Origin of the sequence: Paenibacillus thermoaerophilus (assembly GCF_005938195.1) — a bacterium.
Classification (GTDB): domain Bacteria; phylum Bacillota; class Bacilli; order Paenibacillales; family Reconciliibacillaceae; genus Paenibacillus_W; species Paenibacillus_W thermoaerophilus.
In genome coordinates this window covers 22,178-40,698 of the sequence record NZ_VCQZ01000004.1, presented here as the reverse complement: position 1 = coordinate 40,698, position 18,521 = coordinate 22,178, and the positions used below count along the sequence as shown (strand labels likewise).

At 52.5% G+C, this 18,521-nt stretch carries 18 protein-coding genes and 1 pseudogene; 6 read left to right on the top strand and 13 right to left on the bottom strand.

Going from position 1 to position 18,521, the window contains the following annotated elements; genetic code table 11:
- Positions 1-451 precede the first annotated feature (451 nt).
- Positions 452-1,747, bottom strand: coding sequence for a uracil permease (gene uraA, locus FE781_RS04225; RefSeq protein ID WP_138788363.1), 1,296 nt, complete (start codon positions 1,745-1,747; stop codon positions 452-454).
- A gap of 321 nt (positions 1,748-2,068) precedes the next feature.
- Between uraA and FE781_RS04220 the strand changes: the two genes are divergently transcribed.
- On the top strand, positions 2,069-2,635 hold the full coding sequence (locus tag FE781_RS04220; protein WP_138788362.1) for an LOG family protein: 567 nt from the start codon (positions 2,069-2,071) through the stop codon (positions 2,633-2,635).
- Positions 2,636-2,716: 81 nt separating this feature from the next.
- Here the strand turns inward: FE781_RS04220 and FE781_RS04215 are convergent, their stop codons facing one another.
- Positions 2,717-2,815: a winged helix-turn-helix transcriptional regulator gene (locus tag FE781_RS04215; protein ID WP_246068048.1), complete on the bottom strand. Its 99-nt coding sequence runs from the start codon at positions 2,813-2,815 to the stop codon at positions 2,717-2,719.
- A 188-nt stretch (positions 2,816-3,003) separates the two neighbouring features.
- On the opposite strand from FE781_RS04215, the gene FE781_RS04210 reads away from it, so the two are divergent.
- The 3 genes and pseudogenes from FE781_RS04210 to FE781_RS18115 all read left to right on the top strand — a co-directional run.
- The gene (locus FE781_RS04210; protein WP_211346297.1) at positions 3,004-3,216 is read left to right on the top strand and encodes a helix-turn-helix transcriptional regulator; all 213 of its coding nucleotides are present in this window, start codon (positions 3,004-3,006) and stop codon (positions 3,214-3,216) included.
- A complete protein-coding gene (locus FE781_RS04205; RefSeq protein WP_138788360.1) occupies positions 3,213-3,605 on the top strand; it encodes a hypothetical protein in 393 nt (130 codons plus the stop codon). The genes FE781_RS04210 and FE781_RS04205 overlap by 4 nt, the downstream gene beginning before the upstream one ends.
- A 46-nt stretch (positions 3,606-3,651) precedes the next feature.
- Positions 3,652-4,044, top strand: a pseudogene (locus FE781_RS18115) (GyrI-like domain-containing protein); the annotation flags it as partial.
- 21 nt (positions 4,045-4,065) lie between these two features.
- Here the strand turns inward: FE781_RS18115 and FE781_RS04195 are convergent.
- From FE781_RS04195 to FE781_RS04170, 6 genes are all read right to left on the bottom strand, one after another.
- Complete coding sequence (locus FE781_RS04195; RefSeq protein ID WP_138788359.1) at positions 4,066-4,956, bottom strand: cupin domain-containing protein; 891 nt, start codon at positions 4,954-4,956, stop codon at positions 4,066-4,068.
- A 113-nt stretch (positions 4,957-5,069) separates the two neighbouring features.
- Positions 5,070-6,128: a Gfo/Idh/MocA family protein gene (locus FE781_RS04190; protein ID WP_138788358.1), complete on the bottom strand. Its 1,059-nt coding sequence runs from the start codon at positions 6,126-6,128 to the stop codon at positions 5,070-5,072.
- Positions 6,125-6,850, bottom strand: coding sequence for a ThuA domain-containing protein (locus tag FE781_RS04185; protein ID WP_138788357.1), 726 nt, complete (start codon positions 6,848-6,850; stop codon positions 6,125-6,127). Before FE781_RS04185 ends, FE781_RS04190 begins: the two co-directional genes overlap by 4 nt.
- A 92-nt stretch (positions 6,851-6,942) precedes the next feature.
- Positions 6,943-8,550, bottom strand: coding sequence for an extracellular solute-binding protein (locus tag FE781_RS04180; RefSeq protein WP_138788356.1), 1,608 nt, complete (start codon positions 8,548-8,550; stop codon positions 6,943-6,945).
- Between the two features lie 57 nt (positions 8,551-8,607).
- Positions 8,608-9,531, bottom strand: a complete 924-nt coding sequence (locus tag FE781_RS04175) for a carbohydrate ABC transporter permease (protein ID WP_246068031.1) — start codon at positions 9,529-9,531, stop codon at positions 8,608-8,610.
- 16 nt (positions 9,532-9,547) lie between these two features.
- A complete protein-coding gene (locus FE781_RS04170) occupies positions 9,548-10,438 on the bottom strand; it encodes an ABC transporter permease (RefSeq protein WP_138788494.1) in 891 nt (296 codons plus the stop codon).
- A 334-nt stretch (positions 10,439-10,772) separates the two neighbouring features.
- On the opposite strand from FE781_RS04170, the gene FE781_RS04165 reads away from it, so the two are divergent.
- Positions 10,773-12,488, top strand: coding sequence for a sensor histidine kinase (locus FE781_RS04165; protein WP_138788355.1), 1,716 nt, complete (start codon positions 10,773-10,775; stop codon positions 12,486-12,488).
- Positions 12,485-14,083 (top strand): helix-turn-helix domain-containing protein, encoded by a 1,599-nt coding sequence (locus FE781_RS04160; protein WP_138788354.1) that lies wholly within the window; start codon positions 12,485-12,487, stop codon positions 14,081-14,083. Before FE781_RS04165 ends, FE781_RS04160 begins: the two co-directional genes overlap by 4 nt.
- Positions 14,084-14,182: 99 nt before the next feature.
- On the opposite strand, the gene FE781_RS04155 is transcribed toward FE781_RS04160, so the two are convergent.
- The 5 genes from FE781_RS04155 to hxlA all read right to left on the bottom strand — a co-directional run bounded on the left by FE781_RS04155 (position 14,183) and on the right by hxlA (position 18,461).
- Complete coding sequence (locus tag FE781_RS04155) at positions 14,183-14,563, bottom strand: winged helix-turn-helix transcriptional regulator (protein ID WP_138788353.1); 381 nt, start codon at positions 14,561-14,563, stop codon at positions 14,183-14,185.
- 188 nt (positions 14,564-14,751) lie between these two features.
- Positions 14,752-15,675 carry a phosphogluconate dehydrogenase (NAD(+)-dependent, decarboxylating) gene (gene gnd, locus FE781_RS04150; RefSeq protein ID WP_138788352.1) on the bottom strand — a complete coding sequence of 308 codons (924 nt, stop codon included), beginning with the start codon at positions 15,673-15,675 and terminating at the stop codon, positions 14,752-14,754.
- Complete coding sequence (gene zwf, locus FE781_RS04145; RefSeq protein WP_138788351.1) at positions 15,672-17,177, bottom strand: glucose-6-phosphate dehydrogenase; 1,506 nt, start codon at positions 17,175-17,177, stop codon at positions 15,672-15,674. The genes gnd and zwf overlap by 4 nt, the downstream gene beginning before the upstream one ends.
- A gap of 86 nt (positions 17,178-17,263) precedes the next feature.
- On the bottom strand, positions 17,264-17,821 hold the full coding sequence (gene hxlB / locus FE781_RS04140) for a 6-phospho-3-hexuloisomerase (protein WP_138788350.1): 558 nt from the start codon (positions 17,819-17,821) through the stop codon (positions 17,264-17,266).
- A gap of 7 nt (positions 17,822-17,828) precedes the next feature.
- Positions 17,829-18,461: a 3-hexulose-6-phosphate synthase gene (gene hxlA, locus FE781_RS04135; RefSeq protein ID WP_138788349.1), complete on the bottom strand. Its 633-nt coding sequence runs from the start codon at positions 18,459-18,461 to the stop codon at positions 17,829-17,831.
- Positions 18,462-18,521 lie beyond the last annotated feature (60 nt).

Genomic DNA, 18,521 nt, shown 5'->3' with positions numbered 1-18,521 from the left:
GCAAAAAAATAGGGAAAGGCCGCAATTTGTACGCGCATATACGGGCCGATAGCGGCAAAGCGGGAGCCAACCGGGCAGCGGCAGCGGGAGCGCATCGGATATGGACAGGGGCCAGAACTTGGCCCCTTTGCTTAAACGTTATCCGCTCTCCTACACGCTGCTGCTTTTAACTATATTCTTTATCACGACGGCTGGAAAATCTGCGGCCCGTGACGAGCTTAGCGATACGGAATATCGTTAAGGGCCGGTTGCCCCCCATCTATTCCGCTGATTTCCAGGCGTTAGCGATATTTTAAATCGCTAAACGGACACAGAAGGGGCGGCACGGCCATGTTTACGATATTTTATAGCGTAAACAGCCCCGGCGAACACGCCCCGCTTTCACACAAAAAAACTGGAGCATCACCGGCACGAAGCCGATGAATCTCCAGTTCTACACTCATCTTCGAAATTAATGACCCGAAGCTTCGTGGTCGTTGCTCAGCTTCGTCACCTCGAACAGCTTGAACAGCAAGCTGAATACGATCGCCACGACGGTAGCGAGCGCCATACCCGACAGCGAGAAGCTGCCGATCGTGATCTTCGCGCCGCTGAGGCCGGTAACCAGCACGATCAGCGTCAGGAACAGGTTCGTCGGCTTGCTGTAATCCACCTTCGACTCCACGAGCATGCGGAATCCGGAAGCGGCGATAACGCCGAACAGCATCAAGGAGACGCCGCCCATAACCGGCTCCGGGATATTGGCGACCAGCGCCGAGAATTTGCCGAGGAACGAGAGCAGGATCGCGATCACCGCCGCGCCGCCGATCACGAAGGTCGAATAGACGCGCGTAATGGCGAGAACGCCGATATTTTCTCCGTATGTCGTATTGGGGGTCGAACCGACGAAACCGGACACCAGCGTCGACAACCCGTTCCCCAGCATCGAGCGGTGCAGTCCGGGGTCCTCGGACAAATTTTTCTTCACGATATTGCCGGTGACGATTAAATGCCCGATATGCTCGGCAATAACGACCAGCGAGGCCGGGGCGATCGTCAGGATCGCCGCCCATTCAAACGTCGGGAACGTAAACGTCGGCGCATCGAACCAACTCTTCTGGCCGACGACGCCGAAGTCCACCAGCTTCATGAAAAAGGCGATCACGTAACCCGTGACGATGCCGAACAAAATCGGAATGATGCGCATAAATCCCCGGAACAGAACGGAACCGAGAATCGTGACGAACAGCGTGATCGTGGAGAGCGCGATCGTGCCGGCATCCGGCGACCACGTCTTCGCAGGATCTTGGGGGATCCAACCGGCCATCCTGGCGGCGACCGGAACCAGCTCCAGACCGATAACCGCCACGATGGCGCCCATGGCAGCAGGCGGGAACACGACGTTGATCCAATTCGTACCCGCGACTTTGATAACCCAGGCCAGGATCGTGAAGATCAGACCCGCGACGATAAAACCGCCAAGCGCCGCCGAGTAGCCCGCTTCAGGCGAAGCGTAATTGCCGATGACCGCGCCGGCCGGAGCGATAAAGGCGAAGCTGGAGCCCAAGTAAGCGGGCACTTTCCCTTGGCAAATCCACAAATAAAACAAGGTGCCGATCCCGTTCATCAGCAGACAAATCGCCGGGTCCACGCCGAGCAGATTCGGAACGAGCACCGTCGATCCGAACATGGCGAACAGATGCTGCAGGCTCAGCATGAGACTTTGTCCCATGGGCAATCTTTCATGAACGCCGATTTCTTTTCTCATGCAGACGTTATCCCCCAATGATCGCGTTTATACGTTATATAAGATGACATACCCTTGTTGATTCTACCGGGCGGCCAACCATTTGGCAAGCGATTTCTTTTTAGAATAAAAAGGCAGCGCGGAACCGGAAGTCAGGTTCCACCCTGCCGTTCTCCCAAGCTGATTCGATTGGCTTCCTCTCTTCGATGGCCCGGCAAGCCACGCTTACGAGGCGACGGGTCCGGTGCGAGAAAGGGGAAACTCCTGCCTCCATTTAACAAAGGCCGCAAGTTTTATATAATAAAGCGATAAAGCGGTGATTTCTGTCGGAGGCGAATAAACGTGAAAAGAATAGCGGTATTTTGCGGGTCCAGCAACGGAGCGTCGGATGTATACATCCAAGGCGCCGCAAAGCTTGGCGAAGAACTGGCCAAACGCGAGATCGCGCTGGTCTACGGCGGCGCAAGCGTAGGAGTGATGGGAGCGGTCGCCGATTCCGTCTTGGCGCACGGCGGACGGGCGATCGGCATCATCCCGGCTTTCCTGGAAAAAAGGGAAATCTCCCACAAAGGGTTGACCGAGCTCATCGTGGTTGATTCCATGCATGAACGAAAAGCGAAAATGGCGGAGCTGGCCGACGGCTTCATCGCGCTGCCGGGCGGGCCTGGGACGCTGGAAGAATTCTTTGAAGCGTTCACATGGGCCCAGTTGGGCCTTCACCGGAAGCCCTGCGGCTTGCTGAACATCCATCGCTATTACGATCCGCTTGTGGAGCTGTTCAACCACATGGCCAGGGAGCAGTTTCTGCAGGAGCAATACCGTTCCATGGCTCTCGTCGATACGGAACCGGCCGGGCTGCTGGATCAATTCTCGGCCTACGAACCGCCCAGCGTCAAAACCTATACCTGAACGGCAAAAGACCAAGGCATCACGCGCCTTGGTCTTCTTTATTGCTGCATGATGTGCCGCCGGTCTGTTTCAACGGTCAGCTTACGCTTCCATCCGATCCTGCGCGAGTTCGATCTGCTTCTCGCCCCATGTGCACATGGCGTCCAAAATAGGCTTCAGAGACCAGCCGTACTCCGTCAGCTTATAGCGGCATTTAACGCCGGCATCGCGATCGGATCGCTGCTGGGCGGAGCCGTCGTCGATTCGTTGGGGCTAGCGCATACCCCGTCAAAGACAAAAAAGGTGTAAAGAATGTTTGACACCTTTTTTGTCTTTATTTATAATGAGGGTGTAAAATATGTTTTACACCTATCGGATCATGGATGTGCATGCACGTGCAAAATCGAATCAAAGAATATCGGGAGAAGAAAAACATCTCCCAAGGAAAGCTGGCGGATTTATGCAACGTCAGCAGACAAACCATTAATGCGATTGAAAACAATAAATATGACCCCAGTTTGCAATTAGCTTTTAATCTTGCGAAACATTTGGGGGTTAAGGTTGATGATTTATTTTGGCATGAAGGAGAGGAAGAGGGATGAGCACCCGGAAAATTGGCGGCATCATTTTTGGAACTGGTGCCATAATCATGATAGGCTTCACCATTTATAAATTGGCCGCTGGAAAAGAGATCGACGGGATTAACGATATGGTGCCGATCGCAATCCTGCTGTCCGCATGTTTTACGGCGATAACTTGGGGAACGAAGGAAGAGAAGGACGGCATCTTGCAGGAGGAAGAGCTCGGGCAGAGAATTACGGAGAAAAGCTCGAAAATCAGTTACTTTATCCTCGTATTCTTTATATTCGCGGCGGTGTTTGCCGAAAAAATAATAAATGGGACCGTTAACGCATATATGTTAGCGATTCTAGGGTTATCCATCATTATTTTGCCTGCTGTTGAATTTGTCGTGGCCCGGAAGTATCAGTGATCAAGATCCCGATTGCGGATCATAACGTAACGGAGGCTGATGATCCTTGGATCAAACCAAGGGATGTACCCTTGTCGCGAAAGAGTCTTTTCATGCGGTAGGGCTGAAATGGGCAGGCACCTTCGCTGAAGCGGGAGCGGGCGGGATTCGAGTTATTCATGCCGAAATGCAGAATCGATTAAAAGAGATCCGGCATGTTATTCGTCCCGATGCGCTGCTCGGATTGTCGTTCCATAACATCGAAGGCGGATTCACTCATGACGCGGCGGTTGAAGTCGATAAGGTCGAGGACATCCCGGACGGAATGATCCGCATCGCTCTTCCGGCACGGACTTATGCCAAGTACGAGCATAAAAAGGGGCAAGATATCGATGCCTCCTACAACACGATCTATGCGTGGATCGAGAGCCGGGGCTGCAAGCTTCATGAGGGAGGCGTCACTCATTTTGAAGCAGCTTCATCAGCGGTTGTGTTCGGAAGCCATGGCGATGGCTTTGGTTTCATGAACGGTGCCGAACGGATGCTCGGGCGGTGCGTAGATCACGTAAATTTTCAGAGGCGTATTACCGGTGTTGATCAAATTGTGCCATTTTCCGGCAGGTACCATAATGGCATCGTCTTCATAGGCTTTTTCCACGAAGTCCAGCTTGTCTTGGCTATCCCCCATTTGAACAAGTCCTTGTCCTTCTTCAATCCGTATGAATTGATCCGTTGCCGGATGAACTTCCAAGCCGATGTCGTCTCCGACGTTGATGCTCATGACCGTCACCTGGAAGTGATCCCCTGTCCATATGGCGGTACGGTAAGTATTGTTTCGCCTCGTCGCTTTCTCAATGTTAACGACATAGGGTCTGGAGCCGTGATCCTTTAAGACTTCCTCTTTTAAAGAAGCAAATCGGGCGGCATTGTCTTTTTCCCGGGTGGAAGCATCCAAAAAGATGTGTTGGACGAACGGGTATGGAGTGTGCAAGCCGGTTTTTCTGTAAGCTTCATACCCCCTTATCCCCGCTTCATGGGCTTTTTTCAGCCCTTCGCTGTAATTATGAAAAGTCACCTTGTCCGCTTGGTACACCGGTTGTCTTCCGGTCAGCGAGATATACAGATGGGTCAACTGATTGAAATGAGCTTTTTTGTTTTCCAAGGCATACAGGATGTTATTTTTATGATTATGGTTCGGCGCCGCATGGGCTAATCGGGTATAAAGATCAATGGCGGAAGCTTCGCTTTTGATGCCGGCCAGTACAGCTTCGGACACTTGCGGGTCAGACTGGTTTCTTGGGTTATGGCTCGGGTGATAGACTGGCGTGTTGACATTGGCATAATAAGGATGCGTTCTGGGGTTACCGTACATGCGGGTCATTCCCTCCCCGGATTTTTTATAAAAGCATCATATGCCCAGGTTCCGAAAACGTACTTTCAAAATAAAATCCGGCTCAGGAACACCGAACCGGATAACCCTCTGTCCTATTGCCGGATACGAACGACCGATTTCGTCTCGCTTGCCCGGATGACGGCATCCAACACTTCCTGGTTGCGGTAAGCGTCCAGAAAACCGGGAAGACCGTCCGTTGCGGAGCCTTCAAGCAGCGCCAAGAAATCCTCGTATTGCTTTACGTGGCAATGCTTCGGCGCTTCCAGCGTCGCCTTGGCCAGTTGCCCCGGCTCCTCCTCCCGAATCCAGACGAGCCGGTCCGGATCAAGCGTGGAGACATGGATGGTGCCGGAATCGCCGTAGACGGACACCTCGTGCTGATTGCCCGACCCGACGGCATTGCGCGACGTTTGAAAGACCCCCATGATACCGCCTGTCATCCGTGCCAGGAAGCTCGCGAAATCGTCAACCTCAACTTGTACCCTGTTCCCGGTAACGGGGTCCAGGCGCTCCGGGATGATGTTATGAAGCTGGGCCGACAGTTCCTCGAATTCGCAGCCGAAGAGGAAGCGCGCCATGTCGATCATATGCGATCCCAAGTCGCCAAGCGTTCCCGTACCGGCAATAGCTTTATCGAACCGCCACACATAGGGGTGGCCGTACAGCGCAGCGCCCCATCCCTGCAAATACTGAATCGAGAAGCTGCGAACCGCGCCGATCTTGCCTTGCCGTATCAGTTCCCGCGCGTATCGGAATGCCGGAGTGTACCGGTACGTGAATCCGAACATCGCCGGCACCGGCTGCCGTTCGTACAGCTCCAGCAACGGCACAGCCTCCTCGAATACGCGGGTGAACGGCTTCTCGGCCAAGAACGGTTTGCCCGCCTGCAGGCAGGCACGGATGATGTCCGCATGAACGTTGTTCGGCGTTACCGACACCGCCGCATCGACGTCCGGATCTTCGATAAGCCGCACGAAGTCGGCGTACCGCTTATCCTCGGCGATTCCCAGTTGTTCGCCGACTTGAGCCATCGCCTCCGCGTTGACGTCGCTGACCGCAACAATCCGGAAGCGGCCCGCTTCGTTCATCCAGCGGATATGCGCCTGAGCCATTCCTCCCAGACCGATCAAACCGATTCGGAATGTGTTCATGCTTTCACCTTGATGGGTTCCAACGGCTTAACATTTCCATAGACCGGACGACGGCGCGCAACTGACCGCGCCCACTTCACGGCATTCACAAGGACACGCTGAATATCTTTGTGATGATAGGTCGGATACGTCTCATGGCCCGGTCTGAAATAAAACACTTTGCCGTTGCCGCGCGTATAGGCGCAGCCGCTCCGGAACACTTCGCCGCCTTCGAACCAGCTTGTAAAAACAAGCTCATCCGGCGCCGGGATATCGAAAAACTCGCCGTACATCTCCTCTTTCTCCAATTCGATATACTCCCCGATTCCTTCCGCGATCGGATGACCGGGCGCCACAACCCAAAGCCGTTCTTTTTCATCCGCCTCGCGCCATTTCAAATCGCAACCGGTCCCCATCAATTCTTTGAAGATTTTGGAGAAATGTCCGGAGTGAAGCACAATCAAGCCCATCCCGTCCAGCACGCGCCGCTTTACTTTTTGCACAACTTCGTCCTTCACTTCTTCGTGCGCGAGATGTCCCCACCAGATAAGCACTTCGGTATCGTTCAACACCTCGTCGGTCAAACCGTGCTCAGGCTCATCCAAAGTCGCCGTCCTTGCTTCAAACCCCGCTTCCGTCAAGAAGCCCGCAATCGCGCCATGAATTCCGTTCGGGTAAATTTCCCTGACAACCGGATTTTTCCGCTCATGCCGATATTCGTTCCAGACCGTGACTTTGACCACAACCGCAACACTCCCTCCGAGCTTTTATTCGCCCGCCAGCAAGCTCGCCCCGCGGCGCTGGCCTGCGGGGCGGCAGGTGAAACCGGGAAACCTTATTTTACGTTCATGTAACGCTGATACGCGTTCTCATAAATCTTGATCAGCTTTTGAAGACCCATATCGTTCAGTTTTTTTACGTACGCGTCCCAATTCTCGTCAATACCGCCTTTTGTTACCCATTGGGCGCGGGTGCTGGCAATGTAGCTGTTAATATCCACCGTAAGGGTCGGGAATACCTGATACTCTTCGACCGTATACATAACCTCCGGGAACGGCTGAGTCACATCATCTTTCCCCAGATTATCGAGCTTCAATTTCAGTCCGTCACCGGTCGTCGGGTCCAGCTTGATCTTTTTCTCGAAGGCCGGACTTACATATTTGGGCCCGAAATCCCGAAGGGATTTATCCCAATACCATGCATCCGCGCTTGTGCCCGCAGGCGGGGCCATGAGCGAGTACGTACCGTCGTCGTTCTTCGCGATGGACGTGCCGATGGCCCCCCAGAAATTCTGGATGCTGGCTTCGCCGGTATAGAACTGATCGATCCAGCGGGCCGTCACTTCCGGGTATTTGTTAAAGGTGGTAATCAGCACTTCGTTGCGTCTGAAGCTTAAACCGTCCGGGTCGCCCTCCTGATAACGTTTCCCGTCCGGGCCGGCAATAGGCGCAATCGTTTCGTATTGATCGCTCCATTTGCCGAACACGGCGTCGGGCGTCCATTGATACGTGAATCCGATGAGCGGCGCGTCCGGATTTTGCCGCTTCGCGCTTAACATCGTGCCGTCCTGCGTGAAGGATTCCGGATCGATCAAGCCCTCCGCGTACAACTTATGCGCCCACTTCAAGCCTTCCTTGTACTCCTCGGAAGTAGGGAAATAGACAGGCTTGCCGTTTTTGATCATCATATTGTTGTTGCGCAGATTGGTGATGCCGAAAGAGCTGAGCAGCCCCATCTCGATATCTCCCGTATTGCTCATGGGAATTTCGTCCGGCTTTCCGTTTCCGTTCGGGTCCCGCTCTTTAAAAGCTTTAAGCACCGTATAAAGTTCCTCCAGGTTGGTGGGAGCTTTCAGATTCAACTTGTCCAGCCAAGCCTTATTGATGACGGGCTGTTGCGCGGATTTCGGACGCGACGGCAGCCTAGCCGGCAACGAATAAATTTTGCCGTCCGGGAACGTGCTGATTTTCCTCATCACCGGCGTTTCTTCCATCGCCGCCTTCAGATTGGGCATATAGGCGTCAATATACTCGTCCAGCGGGCGGAAAAAACTTAAATTGTTGATAATATCCGAATCCCCGAAAGCCAGGTTCCCTATAATCACATCCGGAAGTTTCCCGCTTGCCAGCATGACGGACTTCTGCTCGCCCCAGTCATTGGAGGACATGACCTGCCAGTTGATTTTGACATTGGTGTTTTTCTCCAGCTCCTGTAGCCAAGTGTTTTGGGTGAAGCTGTCCCCCATGTTGCCCCAGCGAACCGTCAACACGTTTAAAGTAATCGGTTCGTTCACCAGCGGAAGGCCTTCTTTATTGAAAGGAATGTCCGAACTGGAATCGGCCGATTCCTTGTCGTTACAGCCCGCAAGGACAAAACCCAGCGCAGAAATCGAGAGCAGAGCGCTCAGCACCTTTTTCATTCCCGTTCTTGCCTGTACCCCCATGTCCATAACCCCCTAAAATGAATTTGGCTTCCATTCCATATCCAAACGGTTTGGGCTTTATTGCTTCACGGCGCCGATCATCACCCCCTGGTTAAAGTACTTTTGCACAAACGGATAGATGCACATGATGGGAAGCGTAGACACAATGATGACCGAATAGCGCAGCATGTTGGCCAGCCGCATGGCGATCTCCGCGGCTTCGCCGGTCCCCATGCTCGACTGCATCTGATTGGTAATCAAAATATTGCGCAAAATGAGCTGCAGCGGATAAAGCTCCTTGTCTTTCAAATAGATCAGCGCGTTAAAATAAGAATTCCAATGACCGACGGCGATCCACAGCGCCAGCACCGAGATGATCGCTTTCGACAGCGGCAACACGACTTGAACGTAATACCGGATGTTTCCGCAGCCATCGATTTGCGCCGCCTCCCATAAATCGGGAGGGATGCTGTTCTGGAAAAAAGTCCGCGCCACGATGATGTCGAAGACGCCGACGGCAAACGGCAGAACCATCACGAGAAACGTATCGTACAAGCCGAAGTCGCGAATCGTGAGAAACGTCGGAATCAGACCGCCGTTAAAAAACATGGTAAAGATAAAAAATAGCGTAATGGCTCGGCGGCCGAACAGGTCCTTTCTCGATAACGCGTATGCCGCCGAAAGATTGACGGCCAATCCGATCAGAGTGCCGACCGCTGTATACAGGATGGTGTTCTTGTAACCGATCCAGATATTGGAGTGGTTTAACAATTCCTTGTAACCGTCAAGCGTAAAACCTTTGGGATAAAACCACACCTGCCCGTTCCCCACCGCGGATGGGTCGCTGAAAGAGGCGATAACGATAAAGTAAAGCGGATACAAGGTGATCAACAGCACCAGGGCCGCCCAAATATACAGCAGCACTTCCAGGATGGAATCGGAAGACCGTCTGCTTGCCGTCTTCTGTGCGGCCGGTTTTATCGCAATCCCCGTTCTCGACACATTCCCCCTCCTCCTGTTACCAAAGACTTTGTTCGCTATACCTTCTGGATATCCGGTTGACCAAGATCAGCAAGATGAAATTAACGACGGTGTTAAACAGGTTGACCGCGGAAGAGAAACTGTACTGGGCGCTCAAGAGGCCGACTTTATACACATAGGTGGAAATAACCTCGCTGCCCGTGATATTCAGGTTGTTCTGCATGAGATACACTTTCTCGAATCCGACGCCCAAAAGCCCCCCGACCCGCAATATCAGCAGCGTAATGGCCGTCGGCATCAGCATGGGGATGTCGATATGCCAAATATTTTGCCATCGGCTCGCGCCGTCCGCCTTCGCGGCCTCGTACAAACTGGGATCAACCGCCGACAGCGCCGCGAGAAAAATAATGCTGTTCCATCCGGTCTGCTGCCACACGTCGGACCATACGTACACGCTGCTGAACAAACCGGCCGAGCCCATCAGGTTGGGAGCTTCGGCTCCGAACAAACGATACAGGTTTCCGATTAATCCATTGCCCGGAGAAAGCAGAATCAGCATCAATCCGACGAGAACAACGGTGGAGATAAAATGCGGCATATACGTTACGGTCTGGAAGAACCGTCTGAACCAGTTTTGCCGCATCTGATTCACGAACAGCGCAAAGACGATCGGAATCGGAAACGTAGCGAAGCTGTACAGGCTGATAAACAGCGTATTTTTGATGGTTAATTCAAATTGATACGAATGAAAAAACCTTTCGAAGTGCTTGAAGCCGACCCACGGGCTGCCCGATATGCCCATTACGGGGTTGTAATCCTTAAACGCGATCATCACGCCGTACATGGGTATGTAGGTAAAGCAAAAGAGCAGCACCACAGCCGGCAGCAGCAACACATACAAGCCCCAGTTCCTGCCGATCCTCCCCATCACGCGTTGCAGGTCGATGCCGGAATGACCGCTTCTCAAACCGATTCCCCCTTCAGCACATTCCGTATGTCTTTGGCCTATTTTTATTATAAGTTCCCGCCTCCTTGCGATTTGGACGTCCGACCGTCACGATCCGGACATGTGCGATCCGTTTTTGTCGTCCACCGAAGCCGGGAGCCCTGTCAGCAGCAAGCCGCATGATACGATCCGGACCTTGCTTGGCACTATCCGGATCTTCGCGCACATGAAGCTTGAACCGTCTTGTATTTCCGCCCGCCGGCTTTATAATTAAATGACACTAAGTCGATGCCATAAAAGGAGTCTGCAAGGGCATATGGCCAAAAGCGCGGAAAACAAGATGCACTCCATCAAACACTACGTGAACATGCTGCTCCTCATTTCTTTCGTCACCTTGCTGCTGGACTTGATCATCAGCTTCGCTTCCATCGTCCTGGTCCGGCAGCAGTCCGCCCGGTATTTGCAGGATGCGGCCGATCTGTATATCGACCGGATCAACAATAACTTCTCCTATTTAAACCATTTTATGGGATGGACGCTGGCCAACGACGAAGATGTGGAGACCATGAATACCGCCGAGGACGCCAATGATGCCGAATTTTTAAAAGCGCACCGCAACTTGTACAAACGGTTCTCCGAGCTTCAAAAAAGCTTCGGAAAAGAGTATAACTTCTTCATCTATTTGCGTAACCAGAATTTCCTGTCCAACTCCGCTCCCATGAACTTGTCTTATCCCGAATATCAAACCTTAAAAAAACAGATTACCGATTACGCGGAAGAAAAAATCATTTACGAAAAATTTTACTCCCAATGGACGACCATCGACCTTAACGGCCGTTCCTACATGATTAATATCGTTCCTTATTACGATAGTTATATGATCTGCCTGATTTCAGCCGACGACCTCATTCGCCCCTTGCGCGAGATCAACCTGGGGGGAAACGGATATGTCTCCCTGGTGAATGAGAACGGAGAGAGTCTAACCGAACCGGTATCCAAGTCATCGCTTCCGAATCTCATGCAAATCGGGACGGCTGTAAACCGGGAATTTTCCAACGCGTCTTTCTACGTGAGAATGGTTATTCAATTCGGGGCCTTCGAAAAAATCATGATTGCCCAACTGCTGGTCGTTCTTCTGGCCGTGATGATCGCCGGCAACTTGTGTTTGATTATGCTGTATTTCCAGAAAAAGGTGTTGAAACCGATCAAAAACTTCTCCAACAACCTTGCCCTCTTAACGAGCGGCGACGAACCGATCGATTTCGCCAGCAGCAAAATGATGGAATTGGAGAAGGCGAACCGGCAGTTTATCGAACTGGTCAACCAAATCAAAAAGATTAAAATCGATCTCTACGAACGCGAGCTGGAGAAGCGGAACATCCAGTTGGATTATATGAAATTGCAGATCAAACCCCACTTTTTCCTAAACTGCCTGACGACCATTTACAGCATGGCCCAGATGCAGATGTACGCGGAAATCCAACACATGACGCTGTCGATCTCCAAATACTTTCGTTATATCTTTCAGAACGGTCGCGATTTTGTCCGGCTGGAGGACGAGATCGAGCATGTGCGAACGTATCTCGACATCCAGAAGCAGCGATACCGGAATGCCTTCGATTACCGTATCGAGCAGGCGGAACAAGCGGCTGGCGTGTTCATTCCGCCGCTCGTTCTTCAGACGTTCATCGAAAATGCGATGAAATATGCGGTCTCGCGGGAACATGAGGTGCAAGTCTTGCTTGTGGTCAGCCGCCAGGTTGAAGGGGACGAAGAGATGACGGTTATACGGATTGCCGATACCGGGCCCGGCTTTCCTCCGTCTGTATTGGAGAATCTGATGAACGGGCAACCCCTGGATCCATCCAACGGCTCGCGCATCGGCATAACGAATACGCTTCAAAGACTGGAGTACCTCTATCAGAAGAAAGCCAAAGTTTGCTTCTCCAATATAGAGGGCGGGGGAGCCTGCGTCGTCTTGTCTCTTCCGGATCTCCCGAAGAATCCAACCGAAACGGAGGGCCGCCTATGAATGCCTTGCTTGTCGATGACGATTACTTTGTCGTAACCGCGCTGGAAAAGAAAATCGACTGGAAGTCCTTACAGATCGAAGCGGTGTATACGGCGAACAACGTCGCGCAGGCGCGGGACATCATCATGAATCACCCGGTTCACATTCTGATTTCCGATATCGATATGCCGCAGGGAAGCGGATTGGAGCTCCTGGCGTGGATTCGGGAGGAGAATTACAACATTCAAGCCATCTTCCTGACCAACTACGCCGATTTCAACTACGCCCAGAAAGCCATCGAATTGCAGAGCTTCGAATATTTTCTTAAACCGATCGAGTTCGACAAGCTGATGCTGATCATCCATAAGGCGGTCGCCAGATCAAAAGAACAGCAACATAAAGAGAAAGCCATACGGGAGGGCTACTTCTGGCAAAAAAACCAGGCGAAAATACGCGAGCACTTCTGGAGGAAACTGGTTAACGGAAGCGTCTCTTACCCGATGAAGCCGGCCGATATCGCCCATGCCGCAGCGGAACAAAACCTCCCGTATGCCATGACCGATCACTTTCAGCCTTTGTTTATTCATATTTATCCGTATAACGGAAGCTTGGGCCAAGCCGACAAAGGCCTTTTTGATTTCGCGCTGCTGAATGTGCTGTACGAGCTGTTTCAGGATCCCGGTTTCTCCATCGAGACGATTCTGGAATACAAACCGTACAACTGGCTCGCCATCTTGAGATGGAACGGTTCCCCCGACTCCCGGACGCTCGGAGAGCTTTGTTCCGCTTTTATCCCGAAAGCGAACCAATACCTCAAAGCCGACGCCTGCTGCAATATCGCCTTATCCGGCAGACTGGAAACGATCAGTCACGTCATCAAGCAGTTGCTCGACATGAACGAAGAGATTGTCAAATGCCGCAATCAAATTTTTTACGCGGAAACTTACAACCGTCAACCCAAAGCAGACTACGTGCCGCCGGATTTGTCACGTTTGGAAGAGCTGCTGATCCAAAACCAACCCGGCGCTTTTCTGAACGAAACGTCCCGGTATTTGAAGGAGCATGTAAAACATCAAACGCTGAACGTCTCCGTCCTCAGCTTGTTCCGGTTGGATATCGTGCAGCTTGTGTATGCCTTCCTCAAAACAAAAGGCATACAAGCGCATAAACTGTATGCCGGCCGAACAAACGATCAATTATTGGCGCATTCGCTTAATTCCGTCGAGGATCTGGAGGAATATCTTCAGTATTTGGTGAACACCGCCATGGAGTACCGGAACTTCGCCGAACACCCCAAATCGGTGGTGGAGCAGATCAAGCAATATGTCTTGACGCATTGCGGTGAGGATTTGACCCGAAACCACTTGGCGGAAATCGTATACCTGAACCCGGATTATCTGGCGAGGTTATTCAAGAAGGAAACCGGCGTTTCATTAGGGACTTATATCATTCAAGCCCGCATCGCGGCCGCCAAACATTTATTGGGGACCACGCAGATGTCCGTATACGAAATCGCCAAGAAAGTGGGGTATTCCAACTACTCCTATTTCTCGAAACTGTTCAAACAAGAAGTTGGCCTTAGCCCTAACGAGTATAAGAGAGGGTGCAGAGTTTGACGAAGTTTTGCGGAGGTTAGCCGGGCGGACCTTTGCTCCTGCCACAAAGCTTCAAAAACAAAAGCAGCTTTCCTTGAGGGGGAGCTGCTTTTCACCTATTTATCTGCACATGAACTCACGATTTCCATCCGTCCAGATGACGTTTTCCCCGTAATTTTTCCCCCATTCGTACATCGCTTTCAGCACGGGCATTAAGCTCTCGCCGTATGGCGCGAGCGAATATTCCACCCGGGGCGGAACTTCAGGATACACTTTCCGATAGACCAACTGGTCCTCCTCCAGTTCCCGAAGCTGGTTCGTCAACATTTTTTGGGTGATGTGGGGAATCAGCTTTTTCAGCTCGCTGAACCGTTTCGTTCCTTCCATGCCGAGATGCCACAGGATGATTAATTTCCACTTTCCCCCGATGACGGCAAGGGTTAATTCCTTTTCGCAATTAATTTCCTTCAGATTAATGCGTTCCTTCACATCGGTCGCCATTGCTCGGCCTCCTTCTGTACCCATTCCCAACGGTTTATGTTGTACACTTGCATCAAATAATAAACTAAGCATAAAGAAGATACAATCCTAAAAGTAAGGAAAGGTTAACGCACCCCGCGCACGGGATACGTTAACCTTGCCATAGCGCAAACAGTATGGAAGAGGCGTTTCGATGAAGCCGGACTTTTTTACTTTGCCGCGGGGGGAGCGGATGCAGCCGCCGCCTTCTCCACAGCATGCCCGCCGAATTCCCCGCGCAACGCCGCTACGACTTTGCCGGTAAACGTGTCTTGCCTCAAGGAGCGATAGCGCATCAATAAGGACATGGCAATGACCGGTGTCGCTGTTTGAAGCTCCAAGGCTTCCTCGACCGTCCATTTCCCCTCGCCGGACGAATGCATGACGCCCTTAACCCCGTCCAGCTTCGCATCCTTGGCGAAAGCCCGTTCCGTCAGCTCCATCAGCCACGAACGAATGACCGATCCGTGATTCCATACGCGGGCCACTTGCTCGTAGTCGAATTCGAATCCGCTTTTCTCCAGCAGCTCGAATCCCTCGCCAATCGCCGCCATCATGCCGTATTCGATGCCGTTGTGGACCATTTTCAGATAATGGCCGCTGCCGGCTTGGCCCGCATACAGATATCCGTTCTCCACAGCCGTATCGCGGAATAGAGGCTCCACCACCCGCCAGGCTTCCGGATCTCCGCCTACCATATAACATGCTCCGTGCCGGGCTCCTTCTATTCCACCGGAGGTGCCGGCATCCATGAAGTGGACCCCCGTCTCCTTCAGCTCCTTGTACCTGCGGATCGATTCTTTATAATGCGAATTTCCCGCTTCGATGACAATATCGCCTTTGGACAAGAACGGCGTAATTTCCGCAAGCACCGAATCGACGACGGAATGGGGGACCATGATCCAGATGACTCTCGGCGTATCCAAAGCGTGAACGAGCTCCTTCAGACTGGTAACGCCCCGGGCTCCGTACGCTTCGATCTGCCGGACCGCATCCGCATTAACATCGTACGCCGTGACTTGGTGCCGATGATCGATCATATTGAGCGCCAGGTTCAATCCCATTTTACCTAAACCGACGAGACCGATGTTCATCCGATGTCAACCTCCAGCAGTTCTTTCTCCCGTGAAGCATCATCCAACCACCAATGAAATCCCTGCTCCTCCAACAAGACGCTCGCGGCATCCGGGCCGTAGGAGCCTGCCGGGTAACGGTGAAGAGGCAGGAGATTTTCTTCGAACGCATCCAGCACCGGCTGAATCCATAACCAAGCGAGCTCCACTTCCTCCCACTTCGCGAAAAACGTCGCGTCGCCTCTCATCGCATCCGACAGCAAAAGCTCGTAGGCTTCCGGCATCTGATGCGTCGGCATCGCGAAATCCATATGGACGGATTCCATACGTCCGCTAAGCGGGTTCTTGCCGTTTAACTGCAGCGACATTTTCTCATCCGGATTGATTTGAACGATCAGCAGGTTCGGTACGGATTCCCGGCCGGCGTTCCCTGACGCTTCCCGCAGCGGGTTTTTAAACTCCACGACGATCCGCGTCGACTTTTCCTTCATTCGTTTGCCGGTCCGGATGTAGAAGGGAACCCCCTCCCACGCCGGATCGTCAATCCACAGACGGGCTGCCACAAACGTATCGGTCGTCGAAGCCGGATCGACACCGGGTTCTTCCCGGTACGCCGCTACAGCTTGATCTTGGATTGTGCCAGCCTCGTACTGGCCCCGGATCACATGATTCGCCGCATTCTCTTTCGAGATCGGCCGCAGCAACTTCAGCAATTGGCTTTTCCGACGGCGAATATTTCCCGTCGTGTCTTGCGAGGCGGTAGGCATGGCCGTCATCATGAGCAGTTGCAGCATGTGGTTTTGAAACATGTCGCGGATGGCTCCGGCCCCGTCATAATAGGCGGCTCTCTCCTCAACCCCAACCGTTTCGCTGGCCGTAATTTGTACGTTCGCAATAAATCGATTGTTCCACAGCGCTTTAAGAAAAGGGTTGGCGGAGACCAGCGTGTCCAGGTTCTGCACCATAGGCTTGCCCAGATAATGATCGATCCGGTAAATCTCGTCCTCGTCAAAAGCGCGGCTAAGCTGATCGTTTAACGCTCTGGCCGATTCCAAGTCGTGTCCGAACGGCTTTTCGATGATCAGCCGCTTCCAGCCTCTTCCGCTGCCTAATCCGCTCTGTTTGATGTTTTCGGCAATGACGCCGAAAAATTCAGGAGCGACGGACAAATAAAACATCCGGTTTTGTTCCGAAATGCCCAGCTCCTGCTCCCTCGCCTGAACAAGCGCAAGCAGCTCCCGATATCCCTCTTTGTTCGTCACATTCAGAGCCGCGTAACGGAAGCTGCGCAGAAACTCATCTAATATCAAACGATCTTCCGGGCTGCGCCTTGAAAAGGTGCGTACGGCAAGCTCGACATGCGCTTGGAATTCGGAATCGGCATACGGCTTCCGTCCCAACCCGATCACCGACAGGCGGCGCGGCAGCTTTTGCTCCACAAACAAGTTGAACAGGGCCGGGAAGATTTTGCGTTTGGCCAAATCGCCGGTCGCTCCGAACAAAATCAAAGTCATGGAATCCATGATGGCATCACATCCTCTCTGCACCTGGGCTCGGATACAAAAACTTAGTCCCCACTCCATGAAGTGAGGACTAAGCGGGGTTTTCTCTACTCCAGATTCGCGTGTCTTGCGAACATCGCTCCCGATCCCAAACCTTTTTTCTCCATTAGCTTCAAGATGACGGCGTCGTAGAGCAATAATAGAGTTTGTTCAAACAGCGACGCCATCGGCTGTATCGTTTTGTAATCTCCATCCGCCTTATCTTTGGGCGATCCGGGCATTTTGACGACAATATCGGACAGTCTTCCGATCGTCGACTCCGGATTGATCGTGACAACGCCAACCGCCGCGCCCAAGCTTTTCGCCTTCTCCGCCATGAGGGCCAAGCTTTTTGTCTCTCCCGAACCCGACCCGATGATGAGAAGATCCTCTTTCTCGAGGTTCGGGGTGACCGTTTCGCCTACGACGTATGCTTCGAATCCCATCTGCATGAGCCGCATGGCGAAGGCCCGAGCCATCAAACCGGACCGGCCTGCACCGGCCGTAAAGATTTTCTTGGACTTCAGAATCGCATCCACCAGCCTGTCGGCTTCGTCCCCCGCGATGAAGTCCACGGTCCGATTCAGCTCTTCCAGCACCTTGGCCACATATTGAATCGTCCGCATAACGGCATTACCCTTGTTTGATCAACCGGTGCATTTCGGCGGCTACGGCTTTTTTGTCCGCTTGGCCGGTGATGCCGCCGCCTACAATAACCAGATCCGGTTGCGCTTGGATGACTTCAGGCAGCGTCTCCAGTTTGATGCCGCCCGCAACGGCGGTTTTGGCATTTTTCACGACCCGTTTGATGGTAGCCAGATCTTCGAAGGAGTTTTTGCCGACGGCTTGGAGATCATAACCGGTATGCACGCAGATGTAATCGACGCCGAATGCATCGAGTTCCTTCGCCCGTCCTTCGATATCTTTTACACCGATCATGTCGACGAGAATTTTCTTGTTCTGTTTTCTTGCTTCTTCCACAGCGCCCTTGATCGTCATGTCTTCCGCCACACCGAGTATGGTCACGATATCCGCGCCGGCTTCCGAAGCCTTCATAACCTCATAGGCTGCCGCATCCATCACCTTCAGGTCCGCCAGCACTTTTAGGTGCGGGAATGCTTCCTTGATTTCCTTGACGGCTCTCAGACCTTCGTTGATAATGACCGGCGTGCCGATCTCTACGATATCCACATATTCCTGTACTTCTTTTACCAGTTCTTTCGCTTCCGGTATATTAACAAGATCCAACGCTAATTGCAGTTCCATGAAATAATTCCTCCCTCTATTCGTTTTTGCGGCCTTGCGATCTTGGGGCTCGCTGCGACA